General features: G+C 31.1%; 20 protein-coding genes. 2 read left to right on the forward strand and 18 right to left on the reverse strand.

Annotated elements, in window-relative coordinates; genetic code table 11:
* Positions 1-2: 2 nt before the first annotated feature.
* The 11 genes from bsdE14_RS01825 to bsdE14_RS01870 form a co-directional block, all read right to left on the reverse strand.
* The gene (locus bsdE14_RS01825) at positions 3-851 is read right to left on the reverse strand and encodes an undecaprenyl-diphosphate phosphatase (protein ID WP_264848219.1); all 849 of its coding nucleotides are present in this window, start codon (positions 849-851) and stop codon (positions 3-5) included.
* A gap of 138 nt (positions 852-989) precedes the next feature.
* A complete protein-coding gene (locus bsdE14_RS22375) occupies positions 990-1610 on the reverse strand; it encodes an ATP-binding protein (RefSeq protein ID WP_350339552.1) in 621 nt (206 codons plus the stop codon).
* Positions 1611-1982: a hypothetical protein gene (locus bsdE14_RS22380; RefSeq protein WP_350339553.1), complete on the reverse strand. Its 372-nt coding sequence runs from the start codon at positions 1980-1982 to the stop codon at positions 1611-1613.
* An 11-nt stretch (positions 1983-1993) separates the two neighbouring features.
* On the reverse strand, positions 1994-2686 hold the full coding sequence (locus tag bsdE14_RS01835; RefSeq protein ID WP_264848221.1) for a response regulator transcription factor: 693 nt from the start codon (positions 2684-2686) through the stop codon (positions 1994-1996).
* A 252-nt stretch (positions 2687-2938) separates the two neighbouring features.
* Positions 2939-4117: a nuclear transport factor 2 family protein gene (locus bsdE14_RS01840; protein ID WP_264848222.1), complete on the reverse strand. Its 1179-nt coding sequence runs from the start codon at positions 4115-4117 to the stop codon at positions 2939-2941.
* Between the two features lie 627 nt (positions 4118-4744).
* Positions 4745-6085, reverse strand: coding sequence for a putrescine-ornithine antiporter (gene potE / locus bsdE14_RS01845; RefSeq protein ID WP_264848223.1), 1341 nt, complete (start codon positions 6083-6085; stop codon positions 4745-4747).
* A gap of 106 nt (positions 6086-6191) precedes the next feature.
* On the reverse strand, positions 6192-8444 hold the full coding sequence (locus bsdE14_RS01850; RefSeq protein ID WP_264848224.1) for an ornithine decarboxylase: 2253 nt from the start codon (positions 8442-8444) through the stop codon (positions 6192-6194).
* 250 nt (positions 8445-8694) lie between these two features.
* Positions 8695-9840 (reverse strand): PucR family transcriptional regulator, encoded by a 1146-nt coding sequence (locus tag bsdE14_RS01855; protein ID WP_264848225.1) that lies wholly within the window; start codon positions 9838-9840, stop codon positions 8695-8697.
* Positions 9841-10193: 353 nt separating this feature from the next.
* Positions 10194-10724 (reverse strand): spore protease YyaC, encoded by a 531-nt coding sequence (gene yyaC, locus bsdE14_RS01860; protein WP_264848226.1) that lies wholly within the window; start codon positions 10722-10724, stop codon positions 10194-10196.
* Positions 10725-11048: 324 nt separating this feature from the next.
* Positions 11049-12029 carry a DUF5692 family protein gene (locus bsdE14_RS01865; RefSeq protein ID WP_264848228.1) on the reverse strand — a complete coding sequence of 327 codons (981 nt, stop codon included), beginning with the start codon at positions 12027-12029 and terminating at the stop codon, positions 11049-11051.
* Between the two features lie 131 nt (positions 12030-12160).
* Complete coding sequence (locus bsdE14_RS01870; RefSeq protein ID WP_264848229.1) at positions 12161-12733, reverse strand: TetR/AcrR family transcriptional regulator; 573 nt, start codon at positions 12731-12733, stop codon at positions 12161-12163.
* Between the two features lie 331 nt (positions 12734-13064).
* Between bsdE14_RS01870 and bsdE14_RS01875 the strand changes: the two genes are divergently transcribed.
* On the forward strand, positions 13065-13532 hold the full coding sequence (locus tag bsdE14_RS01875) for a GreA/GreB family elongation factor (RefSeq protein ID WP_264848230.1): 468 nt from the start codon (positions 13065-13067) through the stop codon (positions 13530-13532).
* Positions 13533-13700: 168 nt separating this feature from the next.
* On the opposite strand, the gene bsdE14_RS01880 is transcribed toward bsdE14_RS01875, so the two are convergent.
* Positions 13701-14573, reverse strand: coding sequence for a LysR family transcriptional regulator (locus bsdE14_RS01880; protein ID WP_264848231.1), 873 nt, complete (start codon positions 14571-14573; stop codon positions 13701-13703).
* Positions 14574-14716: 143 nt separating this feature from the next.
* Here bsdE14_RS01880 and bsdE14_RS01885 point away from each other — a divergent pair, with 143 nt between their 5' ends.
* Positions 14717-15436, forward strand: a complete 720-nt coding sequence (locus bsdE14_RS01885; protein ID WP_264848232.1) for a YoaK family protein — start codon at positions 14717-14719, stop codon at positions 15434-15436.
* A 69-nt stretch (positions 15437-15505) separates the two neighbouring features.
* On the opposite strand, the gene bsdE14_RS01890 is transcribed toward bsdE14_RS01885, so the two are convergent.
* The 6 genes from bsdE14_RS01890 to bsdE14_RS01915 all read right to left on the reverse strand — a co-directional run bounded on the left by bsdE14_RS01890 (position 15506) and on the right by bsdE14_RS01915 (position 22129).
* Positions 15506-17467, reverse strand: a complete 1962-nt coding sequence (locus bsdE14_RS01890; RefSeq protein ID WP_264848233.1) for an acetoacetate--CoA ligase — start codon at positions 17465-17467, stop codon at positions 15506-15508.
* Positions 17468-17643: 176 nt separating this feature from the next.
* Entirely contained in the window at positions 17644-18099 is a 456-nt protein-coding gene (locus tag bsdE14_RS01895; protein ID WP_264848234.1) for a YjcQ family protein, read from the reverse strand.
* 214 nt (positions 18100-18313) lie between these two features.
* The gene (locus bsdE14_RS01900; RefSeq protein WP_264848235.1) at positions 18314-19672 is read right to left on the reverse strand and encodes a DUF6179 domain-containing protein; all 1359 of its coding nucleotides are present in this window, start codon (positions 19670-19672) and stop codon (positions 18314-18316) included.
* Complete coding sequence (locus tag bsdE14_RS01905) at positions 19672-20154, reverse strand: DUF6323 family protein (RefSeq protein WP_264848236.1); 483 nt, start codon at positions 20152-20154, stop codon at positions 19672-19674. Before bsdE14_RS01905 ends, bsdE14_RS01900 begins: the two co-directional genes overlap by 1 nt.
* Before the next feature lie 287 nt (positions 20155-20441).
* Complete coding sequence (locus tag bsdE14_RS01910; protein WP_264848237.1) at positions 20442-20828, reverse strand: desulfoferrodoxin; 387 nt, start codon at positions 20826-20828, stop codon at positions 20442-20444.
* A 95-nt stretch (positions 20829-20923) separates the two neighbouring features.
* A complete protein-coding gene (locus tag bsdE14_RS01915) occupies positions 20924-22129 on the reverse strand; it encodes an FprA family A-type flavoprotein (protein WP_264848238.1) in 1206 nt (401 codons plus the stop codon).
* Positions 22130-22149 lie beyond the last annotated feature (20 nt).

The following is a 22149-nucleotide window of genomic DNA, read 5'->3' on the forward strand; positions in this document are numbered from 1 at the left end:
TATTATGCTAAATTTATAATCTTAGTTAACACTAAGATTGCTAGTAGCGTTCCTGCTGCTATTCTATATATAGCAAATATCTTCAATGGTTTCTTTTTAAGGTATTCAACAAATCCATTTATTACAATTAAAGCTACTAAAAATGCTACTAAAAATCCAACTATTAACGCAGCCCATAAAGTTGGTGTCATTATAGAATAATTGAATTCAAACAAATCCTTTCCTGATGATCCAATCATAGCTGGTATTGCAATAAAGAAAGAAAATTCTGCAGCTATTGATGTAGATAAGCCTGCAATCCACCCACCCATCATGGTAGAAGCACTCCTTGACATACCTGGCCACATTGCAAGAAGCTGTAATAATCCCACAGTAAATGCTCTTACAGGAGTAATGTTATCCATATCCTCTATTTTTCTTTTCTTATTTCCGTATATTTTTTCTAGTATAAGTAATAACACTCCTCCAACTATAAAACCAACAATAACTGCTTCAGGTACAAATTTTGATTTTATTTTATCATAAAACAACACCCCAGCAATTCCCATTGGAATAGATGCTATAATAATATTTATTCCAAATATATAACCTGTCTTCCCTTCTCTTCCTCCAGTAAAAATAAATTTAAAAAACCCTATTATACTCTCTCTAATCTTTTTGAAGTACAAAACTACCACTGCCATTATGGCTCCAAGCTGTATTACAACTTCAAACATTTTAGCAAATTCTCCATTAAAACCAATGGCCCACCCCACTAGTATCATATGCCCTGTAGAAGATACCGGTATAAATTCAGTTAGCCCCTCAACCATAGCAATTACAATAGCCTTTAATATAAATATAAAATCCATACATTATCACTCCTAAAAACTTTTTCCTTTGTGAATATAGTTTATAATAATAACGTATATACTGCTATTTGCGAAACTTACGGGAATGTGACATACTTGTAAGACTTTATTGTTTATATAGAAAAAGCAAATAAATAGTTACCTATCCATTTGCTTTTTAAATTTAATTGTTACCTTAGTTCCTTCATTTATTCTAGATTCTATCTCCACTTCATGCCCCAAACTATTACATACCTCTTTTGTTATATATAGCCCCATTCCAGTAGATTCTCCGTATTTACGCCCATTTTCTCCTGTAAAAAAAGGATCAAACACTCTTTTTATATCTTTAGCTGGAATTCCAATTCCTTCATCAATAACACACAATCTTATTTCTTCTTTATTTTCCAGTGCCCTTATAATCAATTCTTTACCCTTACTCTTCGAATATTTAATGCCGTTTGTAACTATCTGTCCTAATACAAACCTTAACCACTTAGCATCACTATAAACAATAATACTTTCATCTACTTCAATTCTAGGAATTATTTTGTTTTTTATAAATATCTTTTTTCCCTCATTAATTGTTTCTCGGGTAAACTCTCTAAGTGATATCCTTTCTACTAAAAAGTCCTTTTCAAAGGAATCCATTCTTGCAAAATACATTGCCATATTTAGACCTTCTTTTAACTTGTCAATTTCCTCCTGCATATTGTAATATATTTCTTCACCTTCGTATTCTTGAAGCTGTAACTGCATTACCGAAAGTGGTGTTTTCATTTAATGCACCCACTGATTAATGAATCTTAGGTGCTCATTATGTATTTTATCGGCTTTATGAATTTCTGCCTCGTATAAGCTATGAAGCTCTTTTAATACTTGCGAAGTATTGCTGCTTAACTCTGAACTTCCAAGTTCCAAAAAAGCTTCTTTTAAATCTGTTATTCCATTGGTTAATAATCTATATAATTGCCTATGGTGATAATATCTAAAAGCTAAAAAGCATATAAGTATAAATGTATTAAGCATAAATATATAAATAATCTCATGAAGTCCAATGATTTCTTTAAGATTACAATATAACATTGTGATAACTAAGCTAAAAAAATATGCAAGTATATAACCCTTTTGATCTTTTAAAAATAATCTCATATATTCCTCTACTACCAGGTTTTATTTAATCTATAACCTGCTCCTCTTATAGTTTCTATGCCATTTATAATTCCCAAAGTCTGCAGTCTCTTTCTTGCTCTGCTTATATTAACACTCAACGTATTTTCCTCTACAAATTCAAGATCATCCCATATTTTTTCAAGTAGTAAATCTCTACTGACTACCTTAGGATATTTTTGCATAAGACATTCCAGCAGAATTCCTTCCCTTTTAGTAATAATTTCTTTTTCACCTTTAAATTCTATTTCTGATCTTTCTGGATAAAATATTAAACCTTCAACTTCAACTATTCTTTCATCCATCTTTGGTGCATAATCTCCAAACGCTCTTCTTATTTGGCTTTTTATCTTAGCTATAACTACATCATAATAAAAAGGCTTTGTTATGTAATCATCTGCGCCGCTCTCTAAAGCCATAACTTGGTCCATTCCACTATCTCTTGCAGATATAAATATAATAGGAATTTTTGATTGCTGCCTTATTTTTCTGCACCAATAAAATCCATCATACTTTGGTAAATTCACATCCAATAACACTAAGTCTGGATTAAATTCAATAAAGTCTACCATTATATCTTCAAAGTTAGCAGCTGCTTTAGCTTCAAACCCGTACTTATCTATATTCTCCTGTAATAAAGTACTTATTGATAAATCATCTTCAACAATAAATATTTTGTATTTCATCTTAATATCTCCCTAACCTGCACATAAGTAAAAGCTATTCTTACATTTAAACTCTTTTATTCCTTAAGTTATATTTTACCATACATTGTATATTTAATAATATTTTAATGAAATAAATAAGATAATTTTAAGGTTTACAGACCTTTAAGTTTTGCACATTAAATTTCATAGACTAAAATAAGCACGGGATATGCCGTGCTTATTTTAGTCTTTTTAATCCTTGCTCACTCAGCTAATTCTTGATAATATCTATTAAACAGTTATTCTGACTCCTGGCATACCGTCAGCATAATCTGAATACTGTAAATGTTGAATAAGCCATTTTCCATCATTTTTTACTAAAACACCTGAAAATCTCATTGGAGTAATATAGGTCTCTCCTTTTTCATTTTCACAAAGCAAGTCTAACATATTATAAAGAGCTACTAAAAGCTTTTGCTTTGGTGCTTTATCAGACTCAAAGGTATATTTAGTTGAACCACTTATCCAATCTAGTATTGTTTCGTTTGATACAATTCTATGTAAAATTGCCTTTGTAGTAAAATAGGCTACATCTCCATTAGCACAAATTAAAGCATCGTCCACATTAAACTTAAAGTTTCCCCAATACTTCCAATCTGACTCAATTATTCCTCTAGTAGCTTCAATCCCTAAACATAGCTCCTCAGCATCAGTACCTATTACTACTAAATCTTCATCAAGTAAAAAAACTTTCTTCATATAATCATCCACGTAGTCTACATTTCTTTCGGTATATCCATCTTGAAATACTTGAAGTACATTTTTAATTCTTTCTATTTCTTCACTTGACTGAGCCTTACACATTTCAAATATGCTTTTATCATAATTTTCATCTGTATATCTATAGGGCCATGATTCCGAATCAAGAGAGAACTGCATTTGATGAAATTTCCAAGCATCTTTTTCTTTTACAAGCACAGAAGTAAATCTAAAAGGCCATATATAATCTTCCCCCATATCAATTTCTTTTAAAGTACTTGCAATTATCTTTGCTGCATCCAGTGCTTTTTCTTTTGACTTTTCTTCCTTATTCAAAATACCTTTCACTTCACTAATAGTCTTTTCTATTTGCACATCTTCAGATAATGTATTTTTAATATTTCCAATAGTGACAACCCAAGCTACATTTTCATTTGCAAAAATCTTAGCTCCTCCAAATTTAAAATCTACAGTTTTCCAATAGTTGTTTTCATTATTCCAATGAGACTTCATAAGCTTTTTTATATCTTCTATATTAAAACACCACTGGTTCATTGTGCTTCCAAGTACAGCAAGTCCAGGTTCTATAGAAAATGTATTTTCTACAAAATCATCAAGTAAATCCTCATCTTTTTTTGTATATAATTCTTGAAATTTATCAAGAACCTCAATTACCTCATTAATTGAACTTTTATTTTTGTATTCTTTCATAATATTTCCCCCCGTTCTATTAAGTTTTTGTTCATTTTCTATCGTAAACAAGTTTTTTAATCACCTCCCAGCAGTAAAAAATAGTTCAAAGAAGCCAAAAAAGGACTACAAATGAATATATCATTTACAGTCCTTAAACTTATACTTTCATGTATTTTAAACATCTATAAAGATTTATATACAATGAAATAAAGTCGTATCAACAAAAAAGCCGTACAGTTAAGTACAGCTTAAATCCATAAACATAAAAAACATTACACAATAAATATACTATTGTATATGATTTTTAAGTTAATCAAGGACTGTAACTGCTGTTGTTCTTAACATATCTAAAGACATTTTTGTACGCAGCAAACAAACACTTTTAGGATAACTGCTATACCAATATGCCATTTAAGATTAAAAGTTAAAAACAACTATAATCATCTTGCAATCCCCTTCCAATGTAAAATTACTTTTCTATTATAGTATTATTTTTACATTTAGTCAATGATTTAGAAACTATAGCAATAAAAGTATTAAATTCATTACTTATTACAAATTTAATTTATTAATACTTTTAAACATAAAAACCCCCTTGTGTTTGTTTTATTCATAAAAACAATTATACACAAAGAGGTTTTTATATTAAGCTATTAGTTCTTCGGATTTATCTTTATCACTTTTCTTAACATCGAAACGATGTGAAACAAAACCATATAATGTCCATCCTGCAAATGTTACTATTGAACCATAGAACATTGGCTCAAGACCTGAAGAATATAGAGCATATAAGCTGTAAGCTGAAGCTATTAAAGCAATAAAGGTTGTTTTCTTTATTTTTCCTTCAGGTACATTTTCTGATTTCATTATCGTATTTACTGATGACATAGATAGTAAATATGGAATAACGTTTGTTACAACAGCAAGGTTAACTAATACATTAAATTGTTTAGCTAGTGTTGGGCTAATTGTCATTAATGCAAGTAAAGATTGGCCAATTGTAATTATACACATTCCTAAAACTGGAGTACCATTCTTTGAAACTTTACCAAATGCTTTTGGAAAATATCCTTCAACTGCAGAACTTCTAAATACTCCTGCTATTGTAAATTGCCATCCTAGTAGTGAACCGAAGCATGACATAACCATCAACGCCATAACTATTTTTCCTGCTATTGGACCAAGCATAGAAGCATAAGCTAATCCAAAAGGTGCATTTGTATTTAACAAACTAGCATTTGGAACAATACCAGCAATAACGTTTGTAGAAATAATATATATTATACCCGCACCTATAGTTCCGCCTAAACAAGCTATAGGAACATTTTTCTTTGGGTTTTCAACTGCATCCATGTTAGCAGAAGCAGATTCAAGACCTAAGAAAGCCCATAGAGTTATAGAAATAGACTTTCCAACAGCAGTGAAGAATGGTAGATGATTTGGATTCCATGCAGTTACATATTGATGTCCACTGAACCAGAACCATCCTATAGTTGACATGCCTAACACAGGAATGATTACACCCCATACAGTAATTGAACCAAGTTTTCCAGTTATACTTGCTCCTCCAAAGTTAAGAGCAGTAGCTAACCATAATGTAAAGATTGTCCATAATCCTACTGCAACAGGAGATAGTTGTACTCCTAAAAACACTGATGAATAACCTACAGCAGAAATAGCTATCGCTATATTTGCAATTACTAATGATACACCATAGGAATAGTTAGCCATAAAGCTTCCAGCTGTTCCGTGTGAATACTCTGCATATCCACCCATTCCGCCTTCATTACGGCTGAACATACCACATTGTGCAAAAGCATAAGCTAATGCCATTGATCCAACTCCTGTAACTAGCCATGAAAGAATTGACATAGTTCCAACTTGAGCTAGGTTTGTAGGAAGCATTATTATTCCAGAGCCCATCATATTTATAGCAGTTATCATAGTTAACTGCAGAACGCTCATTTTGTCTTTCTTTTTACTCATAATTTTTTCCCCTTATCGTTTGTTAATTATTGAAATAATTTTTCTTGAGTTAAAATAATTTGAATTCATGGCAGCTCATGATATAATCATAAGCTGCTAAGTAATATTAAATTATTTTTTTATCTAGAACATATCCATAAGCCTTAACACGTCCATCTTCTTTTTCTAGGTATACCCCTTGAATTTCTGGAGCAAAACCAGGGAATAAATTGATTCCATCTTGTAGTATAGTGAAATATTTTTGTGCTGTTTCACTCCATACTTCTCCAGGAACAACACAGAATACTCCTGGTGGATATGGAAGAGCACCTTCTAGGGCTATTTCTCCTACAATGTTTTCAAGAGCAACTAGTTTAGCATTATTCCTTACCAATGCCCATTTAGCATCTTGAGCAGTCATAACTCTTGTAGGAAGAGATTTTTCATTAGCTCCTTCTATACTTAATGCTACTTCATCTAAAGCTGCATTATTTGCTGCATCATACACTCTTCCTCTCTTTGGAAGACACTCAGCTCTAAATAATCTCTTTTGATATGTCTTTGCATCATTATTCTTATAAAAATCATGCATTTCTTGACATAATCTTCTTATAGTATATCCTCTGTAACGATCTATGTTCTTGTTATAAAGAGTTGGTAATACTTCACTTAATGGTGCATCTTCTTTTACTAGCTGCTCAAATCTAACAAATTGTGCTACAAGACTTTCCATCTTGGTTGCAGTTTCAGCTGGAGTCATTAAGAATAATATTGAATTCAAGTCATTTTTCTCAGGAATAATTCCTACTTCTCTTAAATAATTTGCTAGTATAGTTGCTGGTATACCAAAGTCTTCGTACTCACCAGTTGCAGCGTTAATTCCTGGTGTTGTTAACATAAATTTGTTTGGATCAACGAAGTATTGGTTTTCACCATATCCATCAAATGCGTGCCATTTTTCTCCTGGTACAAATCTGAAGAAATCAATGTTATTTGAAATTTCTTCTGTGTCATAGTCTTCCCAATTCTTTCCGTTTACAGTTGGCGGAATAAATGGCCTTATCATCGAACAATTCTTTATTACTGATTTTCTAGCTTCAACACCTAGTTTTATGCAGTCAGCCCATAGACGTCTACCTGCTTCTCCTTCTTGCATTCTTGCATTAACATCTAGTGTTGAATATAAAGGATAGAATGGACTAGTTGAAGCATATAGCATAAATGAGTTATTAAATCTCTTATGGTCTACATAACGATGTTGTCCTTTAATATGACTATCTTTTTTATGTATTTGTGACGCTTGAGAGAAGCCAGCTTGTTGCTTATGAATGGATTGAGTTACAAATATTCCAGGATCATTTTCGTTTAGTTCTAATAGTAGAGGAGAACAATCTCTCATCATTGGAATAAATTGCTCATATCCAACCCATGCAGAGTCAAATAATATGTAATCACAAAGATGACCAATTTTATCAACTACTTGTCTTGCATTATATATAGTTCCATCATAGGTTCCAAGTTGGATTATAGCTAATCTAAACGGTCTCTTAGCTGTAGCTTTTTCTGGAGCTACTTTGCTTATTTCTTTTCTTAAATACTTCTCATCAAAGCAATGTGCGTCAATACCGCCAATGAATCCATATGGGTTACGTCCAGTTTCCAAATATACAGGAGTAGCACCATTTTGTACTAAAGCTGAGTTATATACAGATTTATGATTGTTTCTATCAAATAAAACTAAATCGCCTGGAGCAACTACAGAACCTACAACTACAGTGTTTGCAGTGCTTGTCCCATTCATTACAAAATAAGTTTTATCTGCATTGTATATTCTAGCAGCATTTTGTTCAGCATCTACTGCTGGACCTTCGTGAATTAATAAATCTCCTAATGCAACATCCGCATTGCAAATATCTGAGCGGAAAATGTTCTCTCCGTAAAAGTCGTAAAGAAATCTACCTGCTGGATGCTTTCTAAAATATTGGCCACCTTGATGTCCAGGACAATCAAACTGTATATTTCCTCTTTCTACATAGTTACTCAATGCTCTAAAGAAAGGAGGCAATATTTTTTCCTCATATTGATTTGCAGCAGTTTCAATTACTCTGCTGTAAAGATTAGCATCGAAGGTGTTACCATCAATTACACGATAAACTTTTTGTGCTAATTCGCTGTTAAGCTTGTCTTCATTTTTTAAAACAACAAATATTGGAACTCCAAATTTGGTATCAAATGCAGCATTAACTAAATTAACATCAGCATCAGTTACTACTACTGCAGCAACATCTGTAAAGTCAGTGCTTTCAGCTAATACTAATTCTCTATTAGTTGAAAAGTACTCTTTTGCTTCTGTGGTGTAAGCAATTTTTAATTGTTTCATTTTTCATCCTCCGTTTAATATTTATAAATAATTTCGAAAATTAATATAAAATAACAAGCTAATATTCGACATACTGCATCAGCTATACTTAAAAATAAAATAAATAAATTATCTAAAAGGCTTATTGAAATTTAATGAAAATAATTTATGAATGCATTTATAAATTTTCTTTCCTTTGATATAATACACTATTTAAAAGCATTCTGGAATTGTAATAATTAAAATTACAATAGATATTATCTTGTAAAATTTACAAAGAACTATTCAGCAAAGCATAAATTCTAATGGCTACCGCAAGTTCTTCATAAAAGTGTTCAATTCTACAATGTTCGCAAAGTATCTTATTTATTTTGTCGATTCTATATCTTACTGTATTTCCATGTTGAAATAATTCTTCTGCAGTTGCTTTTATATCTCCATTATTCTCTACATATTTTATAGCAGTTTTTAACAATTCTGTTTCATTGTTTTTATCATAAGCTATTAATGGCTCTATCATTTCTTTGTAATATTTCAATACCCAAGGGTTATCTAAAATAGGTAAAACTATCCTATGAATACCCATTTGAGAAAAAATCGAAACGCTCTTTTTATAGGTTACTGCATATTTATAAGCATACAAGCTTTCTTGTATAGAATTATTCAAACTAGACAAACTTTCATGTAAACTACTTATTCCAATAATATATTCTTTTTCATTAAATCCCCACCAGCGAAGTTTTCTTGAAATAGTTTTATCTATATCCCTTTCTTCTACTTCTTCAAAAGTAATAATAACAATATACCCCTCTTTGTATGGTATAATTTTGCTACAAGTTTCTTCTATCTCTTTATTTGAAAATGTAATTTTAGAACTTACTTTACTTCTTTTTCTCTTACAAAAGGCTACAATGTTTTTTTCCTGAAAATTAATATTTATTTTGCGGGCTATATTTTTTATTTTTGAATCATTGAAATCATTATATAATATATTATCTATTTTCAAAGCTAAATTTTCGTACTCTTTCTTATCATTTATAGCTTTATTAACATGAACAATCACATCTTCTGTAAAAGTATCACTAAATATCATGATAGGAAAGTGCTTGCTATTTGCAAGCCTAATTACATCCTCAGGTATATAGTTAAAATAAATATTTTTAATTGCTAGGCAGCTGATACCAATTTCAATCATTCTTTCTACACTTTCATACAGTTCATCTATGTTGTCTTTTATGGCTACCAATGTACTTAAAGCAAAATCTCCCTTACTAAAGTTTTCTTCTATTAAATCACCAATTTCATAATCCCAAACTGCAACATGGGTTATTTTATTTGAAAGACCTGTTTTTCCTGCAATAACCTTAAATCCTTTTAGTATTTCAAGTTCTAGAGCTTCATGTACAGTTACAGACATCTATTTTCCTCCTTTTAATTTAACCATAAAAAGTACTTTTCATATTTGGGCAAAAATCCATAATAACTTAAGCTATTTAATTAAGAATTATTATGCATTGTTACATATTTCACAAGTCTATATTTGTTTGGAATTCCCTTCCATGCCACCCAAATGTAGATTACTTACTATACTTATCACGAATAATTATAAACAACCATTATTATAAAATCAAATGATTGAATTGTATAATATTACAATTTTATACAGTTAACTCAATATAATTATAGAAACAAATGCCTCACTGACAATTATTTAACAATCAAAAAAAATAAAAAAGGGTTTTTACCCTTTTTAATATTAAAATTATCACATTACTGTTTATTATCGTTCAATGCATATCTAAATGCATCTCTTATAACTGATGCTATTTTATATATATATCTTAATCTAATAGGCAATTCTAGCAAATAATCACTTACCTCTTTTTTTTCTATTATAGCTTCAATAGCAAAATCTCCTATACAAGTATGCTTCTTACTTACAGCAGATCCAGGATTCACACTTCCTTCTCTAAATTTTATTATTCCGATATCCTTTTCATTGCCTAGACAACCATCAATTGCTATTACTTTACAATCCTTATATAAATTTGTTATCTCCTTGATTTTTACTTCGATATTGCCTGAATGTATTGGATTTTCAAGTACTCCTAATACTTGTACAGGTATATTTGCTTCTACAAGAAAAGAGCCAACAAGCGGTCCTAAGCAATCACATATATACTTATCTGTCCCTATGCAGATTACTACTACTTTACCACTTTCCCCAATTGCCTCCTTTAGAAACTTACCTAAAGTAATTGCTGCACCATTATCTTCATAATACACGCTAACAGGTAGCATAAAAACACCCCACTATAAAATTAAGGCTAAGTCTTTGAACTTTTAAATTGTTACTTTATCTTTTGAGGTACATATTCAAATGATTCTACTGCTTCTTAGATACTTAAAGCAGTACTGAAAATGTTAAATTAAAGAAATGAGTTTTATGATGAAAGAATGTTGAATTATTTCAATATACTACAATAATATACTATTTTTAGGTAAATGTGAAGAGTTTTTTATTTGATTAGTATAAGTATGCTTATCTAGATAAAAAAATATTACCATATAAAAAAGCTGGAGCAGCTTTTGCACACTCCAGCTTTAATTCAGAATAATAATTTCTTATTCTGCAAGAGCTTTAATTTCCTTATACTTTTCAAGATCTGTATAAAGTTCTCCAAGATAAGGATTTCTCTTAGTCTTAACTGATTTATAAATCATATAAATAAATACTGCTATATTTGCAATTAATGCAAGGAAGCTAACTGTAAACTGAATATTACTATTGTAAGCAGAAGCTACTGCAAATTTACCCTTGTCCTGGAACAGAGGGAAGGTCTGTGCAAACATACACCATAATGCTAGAGTTTGTGCACGATGCTGTAGCCAAGCACCTTTTCCAATTGTAAATGCACATAATGTAGGTGCTAAAAGTAATGCAAATCCGCAGTACCAAGCATGTCCTGGCAGGCAGTTATAAGTATAAGCAAAGTTCCAAAGGTCATAAGCTACTATCCAGAACCATACCATGTCAGGCCACAGCATATCCATGCTGCCATCTTTTTCTGTCTTCTTTCTTATGCAAATTCCAAACCATCCTGTAATAGTTATAATATTTAATATACCAGCTATACCATTCATGAAATTCCATGGTCCACCAAGAACTTGCATTGCTTCATCAGTGAGCATACCAAGTCCATGATATTGCATACCAACTTGGAAATCACGAGTTACTGCTTCTAAAATGTTTATAGCAAGTATTAATGGAGGAAAGCATAAAGCCCATTTATTTTCAGATAATCTCCATTCCTTGCCAGTTAACTTATTTTTACCTTTAACATGTCTTATGCACCAAAAGCCTATACATCCTGCAGTTGAAGAGTATACTTTTGCCAAATGGAACCAATCAGTATAAGTTGTATCTTTTAATACTGTAAACCATAATATTGAAAGTACTATTGGTAAAATGACAAAGCTGAAAAAGCCAACATACTTCCATCTTCTAGCTATTTCATTCAAGCCAAAGAGTGCTACAAAAACAAGAATCCAAACTGCCCATACACTTAATAATGTTGCCCCCTCTGCATAGTTAAAAACAAACATTTAGAGTCCCCCTTTATAAAAAATATTAGTGCTTTTGTCCTTTTTATTGTACAATTTTTGACTATTGTTATTCAATAGACAGATAATTGAAAGTGTCTAAATTTTGATAAAAAAATAACACACTATGAATTTTATTTTGCTTCATCCTTCACAAAAGCCTCTACTGAACGTGGGATACTCCCTGTTATCATTATTAAAAGTTTTTTTAGTATAACTTCTGGTTCCTCTTTCATTCCATCACTTACCCAATCAGACATAAGACCGTTAAAGACATGTCTATAAAAATTAACAATAAATGCTTGGTCCTTTATAAGTAATTTTACTCCCATTTTATTTGCGCATTCTTCAACTACATTGTTAAGCAAATCATTTGAAAAGTTAATAAAGAACAAATTAACTTCATTCCAGTATGAAGAATGATATATATGTAAAATCATTTTTGAATTTTTCTTCAAGTAATTCATTGTTGCTAGAAACCCGCCTTCCCAGGTTTCAAAGGTTCTATTTTGAGCAATATCTGTAGATAGTTCTTCAAACATAATGAATTTGAGTATGTCCATAATGTCTGTAAAGTAATAGTAAAAAGTCTGCCTATTCACATTGCACTTTTCACAGATTTCCTTTACAGTTACTTTATCCATTGGGTGTCTATTCAATAAGTCCTTAAAAGAATTAACTATTACAAATTTAGCATTGCGTTTCATAAACTTCTCCTCCACATTGAGCCTAAATACAGGTATTGTATTGCCATAAATATAAAAACCTTTTCTCATTTTATTTTATCATATAATAATTCCACTTTAGTATAATTTTTTCAATTTATATTTTAGTACTATCCTTTATCCTTCTAATTTATATTTCTATAATAAATTATTGAACCATTCTAAATTCTCTTGATAATATTTCCTTTTAAAGTACTAATATTTCATGAAATTAATCGTTAAAAAAAAATAATATAATTATTAAACAAAGTAACTTTTGTTTTTTTGAATATGTTATATAATATTAATGTAATATATTTCATTGGAGGTTATTATGAATAATAGACTAACAGAAGAAAATATGAAAAAGCTTCAGGAAGAATTAGAATATAGAATGAGCGTTAAAAGAGCTGAAATAGCAAAAGAAAAAATGGAGGCTGCTGCACATGGTGATAGATCAGAAAATGCAGAATATAAAGAAGCCTGTGCTAATTATAGAGAAAATGACAATAGAATTCAATATTTATTAACTATGCTTTCAACAGCAACTGTCATAAATGATGAAAATGCAGATAAGTCGGTTTTAGGAGTTGGTAGTAAAGCAAGAGTTAAATTTATAGAAGATGAATATGAAACCGATGTAACTTTAGTAACTACATTGGATTTAGATCCAGAAAATATGCGTATAAGTATTGAATCTGATTTAGGAAAAGCATTATCTGGAAAAAAAGCTGGGGATATTGTTGAAGTTGAAGCTCCAGGAGAAAAATATAATGTGGAGATTTTAGAGATATTAGAGTAATACCTACATCCTCTTATTTTTCTAAGACTACATACTTAATAGATAACGTAATTAGTGTTTTCTTTATAATAAGATAAATTATATATTAAAGATATGACTTGTGAGCAAATGCATAAGTCATATCTTTTTCTCATTATATTTTAAAATTACCAAAAAAATTTCAATATATCATACTTTTTCATTTTTGATATTTAATATAAATTCAGTCAAATGCTTTAAAAATGCATCTGCATATTTACTGTTAATAGAATGCTTATTTTGCACAGCATAAATAGTACGGCTGCATTCCGGCTCACTAATTGGAATGAGCACAGCATTTTTTGCAGTAAACCTTCCCCAGGAATATTCCGGCCAGAAGGCAATCCCAAGGCTGGAATCTATTAAGTTGCGTATAGATTGCTGATTATCACTTTCAAATATAATTTGAGGCTTAAAACCCTTTTGTTTACAATATTCATCACATATTATTCTAAATGGTTTTGCCCATGAATAGCTAATAAATCCCTCTCTAGCTACCTGATCTAAAGTAATGGATTCTAGTGAAGCATATTTGCTTGTATTGGGTACTGCTAAAAGTAATTTTTCTTTAAGTAGCAGAATACTGTCTTGTTTTATTTTATCAGAAGCGCTGCAGGATATACATAAATCAAAATCCCTTTCATCTGGATTCTGTAATAATCTGAATTTTACTTCAGGATATAACTTTTTAAAGCTGATTATAGACTTTGTTATCATCGCCGATGCTGCTAATATGTTTAATTGTATAGTACAAGATGCTTGTTTATCAACTTCCTTTAAGCGCTCAGGCAAAGATTCCACTGTATTTAGAATAGGTATTAGTTCAGACTGAAGTTGCTTCCCAGCATCATTCAGGCGAATACTTCGGTTCTTTCTCTCAAAAAGCGGTACTCCTAGTTCCTCTTCCAGATGCTTTATAGATTGTGACAATGCAGACTGAGCAATATGCAGTGATTGAGCCGCTTTAGTCATGTGCTCATATTCAGCCGCAACAAGAAAATATTTAAAATGAAGTATATCCATACTTACCTCCACAATTAATAAGCAAATACTTATTGATTTAATAAAAATTATATATTTTAATTTATTGAAAATCAACTGTATAATAGATATAGCAGTATTTTAAACATAGAATTTATATATAACAAGAATCTAGGTGTTTTATATTGGAAATTGCAAAACAGGATACTAAAGCAACCGAAAAGCTGGGCTATGGAATGCTCCTTGCATCAATTGGCGGTGTAATGGATATGTATACTTATACAGTTCGTGGAAAGGTATTTGCTACAGGGCAAACAGGTAATTTTGTGCTAGCAGCCGTTCGTCTTGCAGAGCAAGATTATATAGGTATGATTCATGCCTTAGTACCAATTATTGCTTTTTGGTTAGGTATTTTTGCAGCCTGGCATATTTTTTATTCATATTGCAAAGATAAGCAACTTATATGGCAGCGTATAATACTAATTACTGCTTTATTTATCTTATTTATAACTGGGCTAATCCCTCTTTCATATCCGGATATAATTGCTGATTCCCTTGTAGCTTTCGCAGCCTCCTTGCAATATTGTGCCTTTCGCAAATTTGGCGAAGGTAATAATTACGCCAGCATATTTTGTTCTGGAAATATGCGCTCCTGTGCAGAAAATTACTATAAGGGAATTGTCCAAAAAGACAAACAGAGTTTGAAAAGAGCATTGAAATATACCTGCATTCTGCTATCCTTTTTCACAGGAGCAGTCCTAGGAACTATAATGTCATTTATTTTTCACGAAAAGTCAATATGGATTGTTCTAATATTAATTTCAGCAGCTTTTGTCATTTCCTATGATTTCAATGAAGATATTTTCAAAATATTATTCTTGTTGAAAAGCCCTAAAAGGCAGTGATATAAAAGGATTTATAACAATAAAATGACAGGCCGTAGAGCCTGTCATTTACTGTTATATAATGAAATGTTATTCATTCAAGGATGATAAAATTTGTTCGAAGAAATCAAGCGCTTCAGGATTTTCCAATGCATCTCTATTTGTCACTTTACGTCCATTAATAATATTTGTTACAGCACTTTCTACCTTTTTCCCATTAAAGGTTCTTGGAATATCTGGCACTGCAATTATTATTGCCGGCACGTGTCTTGGTGATGCATTTTCCCTCAACACTTTCTTAATTTCCTTCTTTAAATTATCATCAAGCTCAATTCCTTCCATAGTTTGTACAAACAATATAATTCTCTGATCACCCTTATAATTCTGCCCTATTGCTAGGCTGTCCTTAATTTGTGGAAGTTTTTCAACCTGATTATAAATTTCAGCTGTTCCTATTCTTACTCCTGATGGCTTTAAAGTTGAATCTGATCTACCATAATAAGAAATTCCACCTGTATCAGAATGAATCATAACATAATCTCCATGTCGCCATATGCCAGGATAAACTCCAAAATAAGCATCCAAGTAGCGTTTATTATTAGGATCATTCCAGAATCTTAAAGGCATTGGTGGTGATGGTATTTCACACACTAATTCTCCCAGCTCATCTCTAACCGGCTCTCCTTTTTCATTATAGGCATTTATCTTCATACCAAGTCCAGGACCTTGAAGTTCTCCTGAGTATACCGGGCTTATAGGATTACCTGTAGAAAAACATCCATTTATATCGGTTCCTCCTGCAATTGAATTAAAATGCAAATCTTCTTTTATTTCTCTATAGATATAATCAAATCCTTCATTTGATAGTGCAGAACCCGTTTGAGAAATAGCTCTAAGTGCTGAAAGGTTAACAGCTTTTTTAGGTGAAAATTGTTCCTTTAAAAGAGCGTGAACATAACTTGCACTTAGTCCAAAAATAGTTACCTTCTCCTCCTCTAGTATTTTCCAAATAGAAGATACCTCTGGATATGATGGATTCCCATCATAAAGTACGATACTGGCACCTGTACCTAAAGCTGCCGCCTGCCAATTCCACATCATCCAACTGCAGGTTGTAATATAAAGCATACGATCAGACGGCTTAAGATCGTTATGCAAAACCAGCTCCTTTAATTGATTAATAAGCAGCCCTGCTGCAGATTGTACCATACACTTAGGCTTTCCTGTTGTTCCAGATGAAAACATTACAACAAGTGGGTGTTCTGAAGGAAGCTGCTCAAACTCAAAATTCTGTGGTACTTCTTTAGAAAGATAGTTTTCCCAAGTAATACTATTTGGTATTTCGCTTGTATTGGAATTTTCACCAGCATAGTGGGAAATAACTACCTTTTTAATAGAATCTATTCCTTTTACAATTGCACTTGCATTCTGAAGAACGTTAAAACGTTTTCCCTTGTAAAAATATCCGTCAGCTGTAAACAATACTGATGGCTTAACTTGCCCAAGTCTGTCCAAAGCTGCATTAGGCCCAATATCTGTTGCACAAGAGCACCAAATAGCACCTACTGCCGCGGAAGCAAGCATAGCTATTATTGTCTGAGGTATATTAGGCATATATGCTGCAATAGTATCCCCTGGTTTTATTCCATCTTCTCTCAAGGTCTTTGCAAGTCTTACAACTTGTTCATACAGCTGTTTATGACTAATTTCCTCCCTGATTTGATTCTCTCCTCTAAATATAATTGCAGGAGAAGAGCTTAATTGAAATCTAAGAATATTCTCTGAATAATTTAATTTTGCATCAACAAACCAACTTGCTCCAGGAAACTTCGATATGTCGTCTACTGGTTTGGAATATGAATGAGAACATTTTATACTTAGGTAGTTCCATAATGCATCCCAAAAACTCTCTGGATAATTAACAGACCATTTATATAGAGATGTATAATCATTAATTTTAAGGTTATATTTCTCGTTAACATAATTAATAAAAGAATACATATTTGTTGTTTTGATGTACTCTTTAGAAGGTTTCCATAACAGCTTTCTCATTTTATAGGTCACTTCCTTTTTCTTTTTGATCTCAAAAGCAGCATGTTCTGTACTCCACTCTAAATTTCCCAGGTAGTCCTGCTTAAATTTAGTTTAATAGTATCAATTTTTGATTTTTACATCTCAATTTTCGCATGCTAAGTATCTTTAAAAAGCATATACCTCTTATTTATATTCTAATCGGTACAACTATTGAGAGCTTCCTGCTTTTCATTTTTTAATCCTTCTACAGCCAAAAGGAAGGATTCAACTTCTACATCTAAATCCTTTAAAGATTTGTTGAATACTTTCTTATTCCTGCATATTCTTCCGTTTACATCTATCATTGTGCTTATTTCAACACCATTAAGTGTTTCATCAACTGAAACCTTTAGTTTATATTCACGGTTAGGAATGGTATTTTCCATAAGATAATTAATTCCCGAAACCGTTATTTTTCCATTTTGAATGCTTACTATCCCTCCTTCCTTGTGTTGATTTGTTATCATAATCCCCGAAATTAAATTCTCATTTTGCATTTCACACAGTATTTGAGCATACTCTGAGTTATTTAATCCAAGCTCCTGATTAGATAATACATTTCCATTGTATAAATTCTTTAGTATTAAATATGCAATTTTACTTTTGTCCATTCAATATCACCCCCTTCATTTCAAATATAGCACAGGGGGTATTTTTATTAAAACAGCATATAAAGTGGTGTAGCTCTATATTTCTGAATATAAGGACATAGTTGGAGATGACATAGTTAATACTCTATATATTAGCTAATATTGTCCACTAACAAATGCATGCTCGTTTACTAGCATTGTTAGGTGCAAATCATTATTACTGCTTAAACCTTCTCTATATCTGAATTTCCTGCGACATTTGAATTATTACACCTTTTCTTAATTCCTCGAGATTATCTATATATTCTACTAGCCTCTCATGCCATTCTCTTTCACATTCAGTCCCATAATCACTGTCACCAGTTTCAGTATCAGGTAAGTATTTTGTTAGCAGTGCTATTTCAAAATCCTCCAAATCCTTAAAAATATAAATAAATTCCTCATCAAATATACAATAAGAACTTAATACATCAGCTAAATCCTTTAAACTATGAAGTTCTTCTCTTATAATTTTTATTTTATCCTCTACTTTGCTGCAGTTCCTAATTTCCTCTGTTATCCTCTTAAACTTACCATTATCTAAGCTTTCTCCATCTTTGTATATAATAGGCTTTTCTTCTTGAGTTTTTATAGTAATAAACGCTTTATCTAAAGTATTGGTTTCTATGTTGTATTTAATTTCTGGTATGAGTTTCAAAATAGTTTTATTTATATAATCCTTCAGGCCTTCGTCCTCAATTGATAGTTCCTTAAAAAGCTTTCCTAAAGCTATTAAAAACAATCTTTTTAGTTCTTCCTCTGATAATCCATCTACTATACTTTTTAAATGCACTCGTTCCTCTTCTGTTATATTTAAGGACTTCCCCCCTTTTCCTAAAAGAATAACACCTAGGTAGTTAGTGAGAACAAATTTATATATATTTATTAGCATATGATGTGAATTTTTATTATAACTCTTAAGTAGATCTTCAATTTCTGATATATCAAAGTAAGAACATAACTTATTTTCAAGTTCTAATGTATTTAGATATGCTTCTAAATATTCAACTCCTACCAATTTCATTTCATCAATTGCTAAAGGATAATCTATAGACCCTGGAGAATCGTGACTAGCAAACCTTATGTCATACTCTTTAAAAAATAAATCAATTCCATAATCTATGGTATCAATATAAGCATAATTTGAAGTTTCTAATCTGTTTTTTTGAATGCCCTTCAATTTTCTCTTACAGGCATCAACTTTCTCTATTAACAACTCTTCTCCTTGATGAAACAAATCCTTTAAATTTTTTTCTATAATTAAATTTATACTTTCTTTTATAGTCATTGTATTCTTTAAGAATGCTCCTATTGTGTAGTAAATGGATAGCATAATTTGCTCTGCAACTTCTACTCTAACAGAAGAGCTCTCATCTCTTGTATAATAAACAACAATTTCCTTTAACAGCTCGATTATTTGAATTTGAATTTTCTCCACATTTTTACTAGTCAATAAATCATTTGCATTAAGCACCTGAAGCAAGGATAAAAAGTAATGTTCTTCACTTATTAAATTAGAAAAAGACTCTTCTCTATTAATAACATTATTTTCCACTATTCTTCCTCCTCTAAATCTTCATATTCATCTATATATAAATAATCTTTTACCCCAAATTTAATATTGCTTGCTATACTATCTAGATATTTATCTCTAAGAAACTCTACTGATCCTTCACATTCGTTATCAAAATATTTTTTCATTAAAGCTATTAGTTCATCGTCACTTATTTTTTCCATAGTTTCATTCTTATAGTAATAAAAGGTCTCAATAAGATCGTTTATTGTTTCCACATAGTTATACTGTGAAATATAAGGAGAATCACAAAATACAGAAATTACTTTTTTAATAATTCCCCCTCCAAACTCCACTCTTCCATTACTACTTAGTGCTTCACTTCTTGTTTTAATAATTGTTTTTATATCTTCATTAGAAAGCTTTAATCCGTACTCTCTAGTATCTTCATTGCACATTTGAATTTCTATAAAGCTATGCTTGCTCACAATTAAATCCAAACTTGTTATAAGATTATTAGCCATATTATCCCTCCAAAACTTTTTTAAATTTTGATATTGACTTTTTGTCTCAAATATGATATGATAAAGTTGTATAGTTATATAATAATTTATTGTAATGTAAATTGTATCATTGTCTCTTTTTATAGTCAATGATATTTATTATGTATTTTAAGAATTTAAAAATATATGAGCTTGGATGAGATAATTTTTCAAAGTAAAAAAGCACGGCATTTGCCGTGCTTTTAGTTATGTTTCTATAAAAGATTAACTCTCATAAATATAAATTACTTTTTCAAAGTTTTACAATTCTAGCTCTCTGCTTTCCATAATCCGTGTAAACTGCAGTATTCTCTTACTATGAATTGTTTTGTATTATCGCATACTTTAAAATGTGCTTCTGGTGTTTCACCAGGTTTTAAATGTTTTCTGTATACTTTATTTTCTGTTACAAGTTCAATCCACTCAATATAATGATCTTCTGTCATTGGATGAGTTACGCTTCCTACTTTAACAACTATTTCACCATCTAATTTTTCTATTACAGGAATATGCTTTTCAAGAGAAGCTTCCATGGTATTTTCAACTAATAATTCCATAGGTTTTCCACAGCATACAAGCTTTCCACCTGATGCATGAACTACCTCAACTATGTTTCCACATACTGGACATTTGTAAATTTGTTTTAACTCTGTCATTTTAATCACTCCTTATTTTTATATTATCTAAACAATAATTGTTATTATCTAATTCTTATTATACTTCCATTTTTAACAAAATGCAATACCTTTTACTAATAATTTACCATAGATTCTATAATGCTATCCGCCATAGCTTCCATAGAGTCTATATTCTCTTGTTTCATGCTGGAATTTAAAGTTATTTCACTATCTAATATATTCATTTCCTTCATCTCACCTAGAAGTTCACGCATCAATTTACCAGATTGAGGAGCCCATGAACCATTTTCTATTAAAGCGAAGGTACGTTTTTGAAGATTTAGCGCCTTCATATCCATTAAATAATCTAACATAGGCGGATAAATTTTAAGATTATAAGTTACAGAAGCTAGAACCACATGACTGTATTTAAATGTTTCAGAAATAAGATAAGAAACATGTGTTTTTGAAACATCATACATAACCACATTCTTCATTCCTTTTTTCACTAGCCTCGTTGCCAAATCATTAGCAGCTGCCTCTGTGTTACCATACATTGTTGCATAAACGATCATTACTCCCTTTTCTTCCGGCTCGTAACGACTCCATTTATCGTATTTATCTAATAAATATTCAAAATCATTTCTCCATACAGGCCCATGCAGCGGGCAAATAATTTTAATATCAACAGTACTAGCCTTCTTCAAAAGAGCCTGAACATGAGGGCCATACTTTCCTACAATATTAGTATAATACCTTCTAGCATCATCAATCCAATCTCTATCAAAGTCTACTTCGTCATTAAATAACTTTCCATCTAGAGCACCAAAAGAGCCAAAGGCATCAGCAGAAAATAGCACACCGCTTGTAGTATCATAAGTTACCATTGCTTCTGGCCAATGTATCATCGGAGCTGCAATAAATACAACATTATGCTTTCCAAAGGACATAGTGTCCCCTTCTTTGACTTCTTTCACTTTTCCATCAATATCAAAACCAAACTGACGCATAAACATTGAAGCCTTCTCGGTACATACAACCTTTACATTAGGATAGCGAAGAATAATCTCTTCAATACATGCCGCATGATCAGGCTCCATATGATTAATTATCATGTAATCCAAAGTTCTACCATCTAAAACAGCTTTAATATTCTCAAGGAATTGACGGCAAATCGACCAATCCACTGTATCAAATAGTACTGTTTTCTCATCTAAGAGTAGATAAGAATTATATGAAACACCTTTTTGAATGGGATGAATATTTTCAAATAATTCAAGGCGATGATCATTGCCACCAACCCAATATAGATCCTCGGTAATATTTCTAACACAATACATAAATTTAACCTCCCTTTTAC

The organism is Clostridium omnivorum, from assembly GCF_026012015.1.
GTDB classification, from domain to species: Bacteria; Bacillota; Clostridia; order Clostridiales; family Clostridiaceae; genus Clostridium_AX; species Clostridium_AX omnivorum.

Coding starts and splice junctions, on each gene's coding strand:
- bsdE14_RS01825 (WP_264848219.1), bottom strand. CDS start 851: ATGGATTTTATATTTATATTAAAGGCTATTGTAATTGCTATGGTTGAG.
- bsdE14_RS22375 (WP_350339552.1), bottom strand. CDS start 1,610: ATGAAAACACCACTTTCGGTAATGCAGTTACAGCTTCAAGAATACGAA.
- bsdE14_RS22380 (WP_350339553.1), bottom strand. CDS start 1,982: ATGAGATTATTTTTAAAAGATCAAAAGGGTTATATACTTGCATATTTT.
- bsdE14_RS01835 (WP_264848221.1), bottom strand. CDS start 2,686: ATGAAATACAAAATATTTATTGTTGAAGATGATTTATCAATAAGTACT.
- bsdE14_RS01840 (WP_264848222.1), bottom strand. CDS start 4,117: ATGAAAGAATACAAAAATAAAAGTTCAATTAATGAGGTAATTGAGGTT.
- potE (WP_264848223.1), bottom strand. CDS start 6,085: ATGAGTAAAAAGAAAGACAAAATGAGCGTTCTGCAGTTAACTATGATA.
- bsdE14_RS01850 (WP_264848224.1), bottom strand. CDS start 8,444: ATGAAACAATTAAAAATTGCTTACACCACAGAAGCAAAAGAGTACTTT.
- bsdE14_RS01855 (WP_264848225.1), bottom strand. CDS start 9,840: ATGTCTGTAACTGTACATGAAGCTCTAGAACTTGAAATACTAAAAGGA.
- yyaC (WP_264848226.1), bottom strand. CDS start 10,724: ATGCTACCTGTTAGCGTGTATTATGAAGATAATGGTGCAGCAATTACT.
- bsdE14_RS01865 (WP_264848228.1), bottom strand. CDS start 12,029: ATGTTTGTTTTTAACTATGCAGAGGGGGCAACATTATTAAGTGTATGG.
- bsdE14_RS01870 (WP_264848229.1), bottom strand. CDS start 12,733: ATGAAACGCAATGCTAAATTTGTAATAGTTAATTCTTTTAAGGACTTA.
- bsdE14_RS01875 (WP_264848230.1), top strand. CDS start 13,065: ATGAATAATAGACTAACAGAAGAAAATATGAAAAAGCTTCAGGAAGAA.
- bsdE14_RS01880 (WP_264848231.1), bottom strand. CDS start 14,573: ATGGATATACTTCATTTTAAATATTTTCTTGTTGCGGCTGAATATGAG.
- bsdE14_RS01890 (WP_264848233.1), bottom strand. CDS start 17,467: ATGAGAAAGCTGTTATGGAAACCTTCTAAAGAGTACATCAAAACAACA.
- bsdE14_RS01895 (WP_264848234.1), bottom strand. CDS start 18,099: ATGGACAAAAGTAAAATTGCATATTTAATACTAAAGAATTTATACAAT.
- bsdE14_RS01905 (WP_264848236.1), bottom strand. CDS start 20,154: ATGGCTAATAATCTTATAACAAGTTTGGATTTAATTGTGAGCAAGCAT.
- bsdE14_RS01910 (WP_264848237.1), bottom strand. CDS start 20,828: ATGACAGAGTTAAAACAAATTTACAAATGTCCAGTATGTGGAAACATA.
- bsdE14_RS01915 (WP_264848238.1), bottom strand. CDS start 22,129: ATGTATTGTGTTAGAAATATTACCGAGGATCTATATTGGGTTGGTGGC.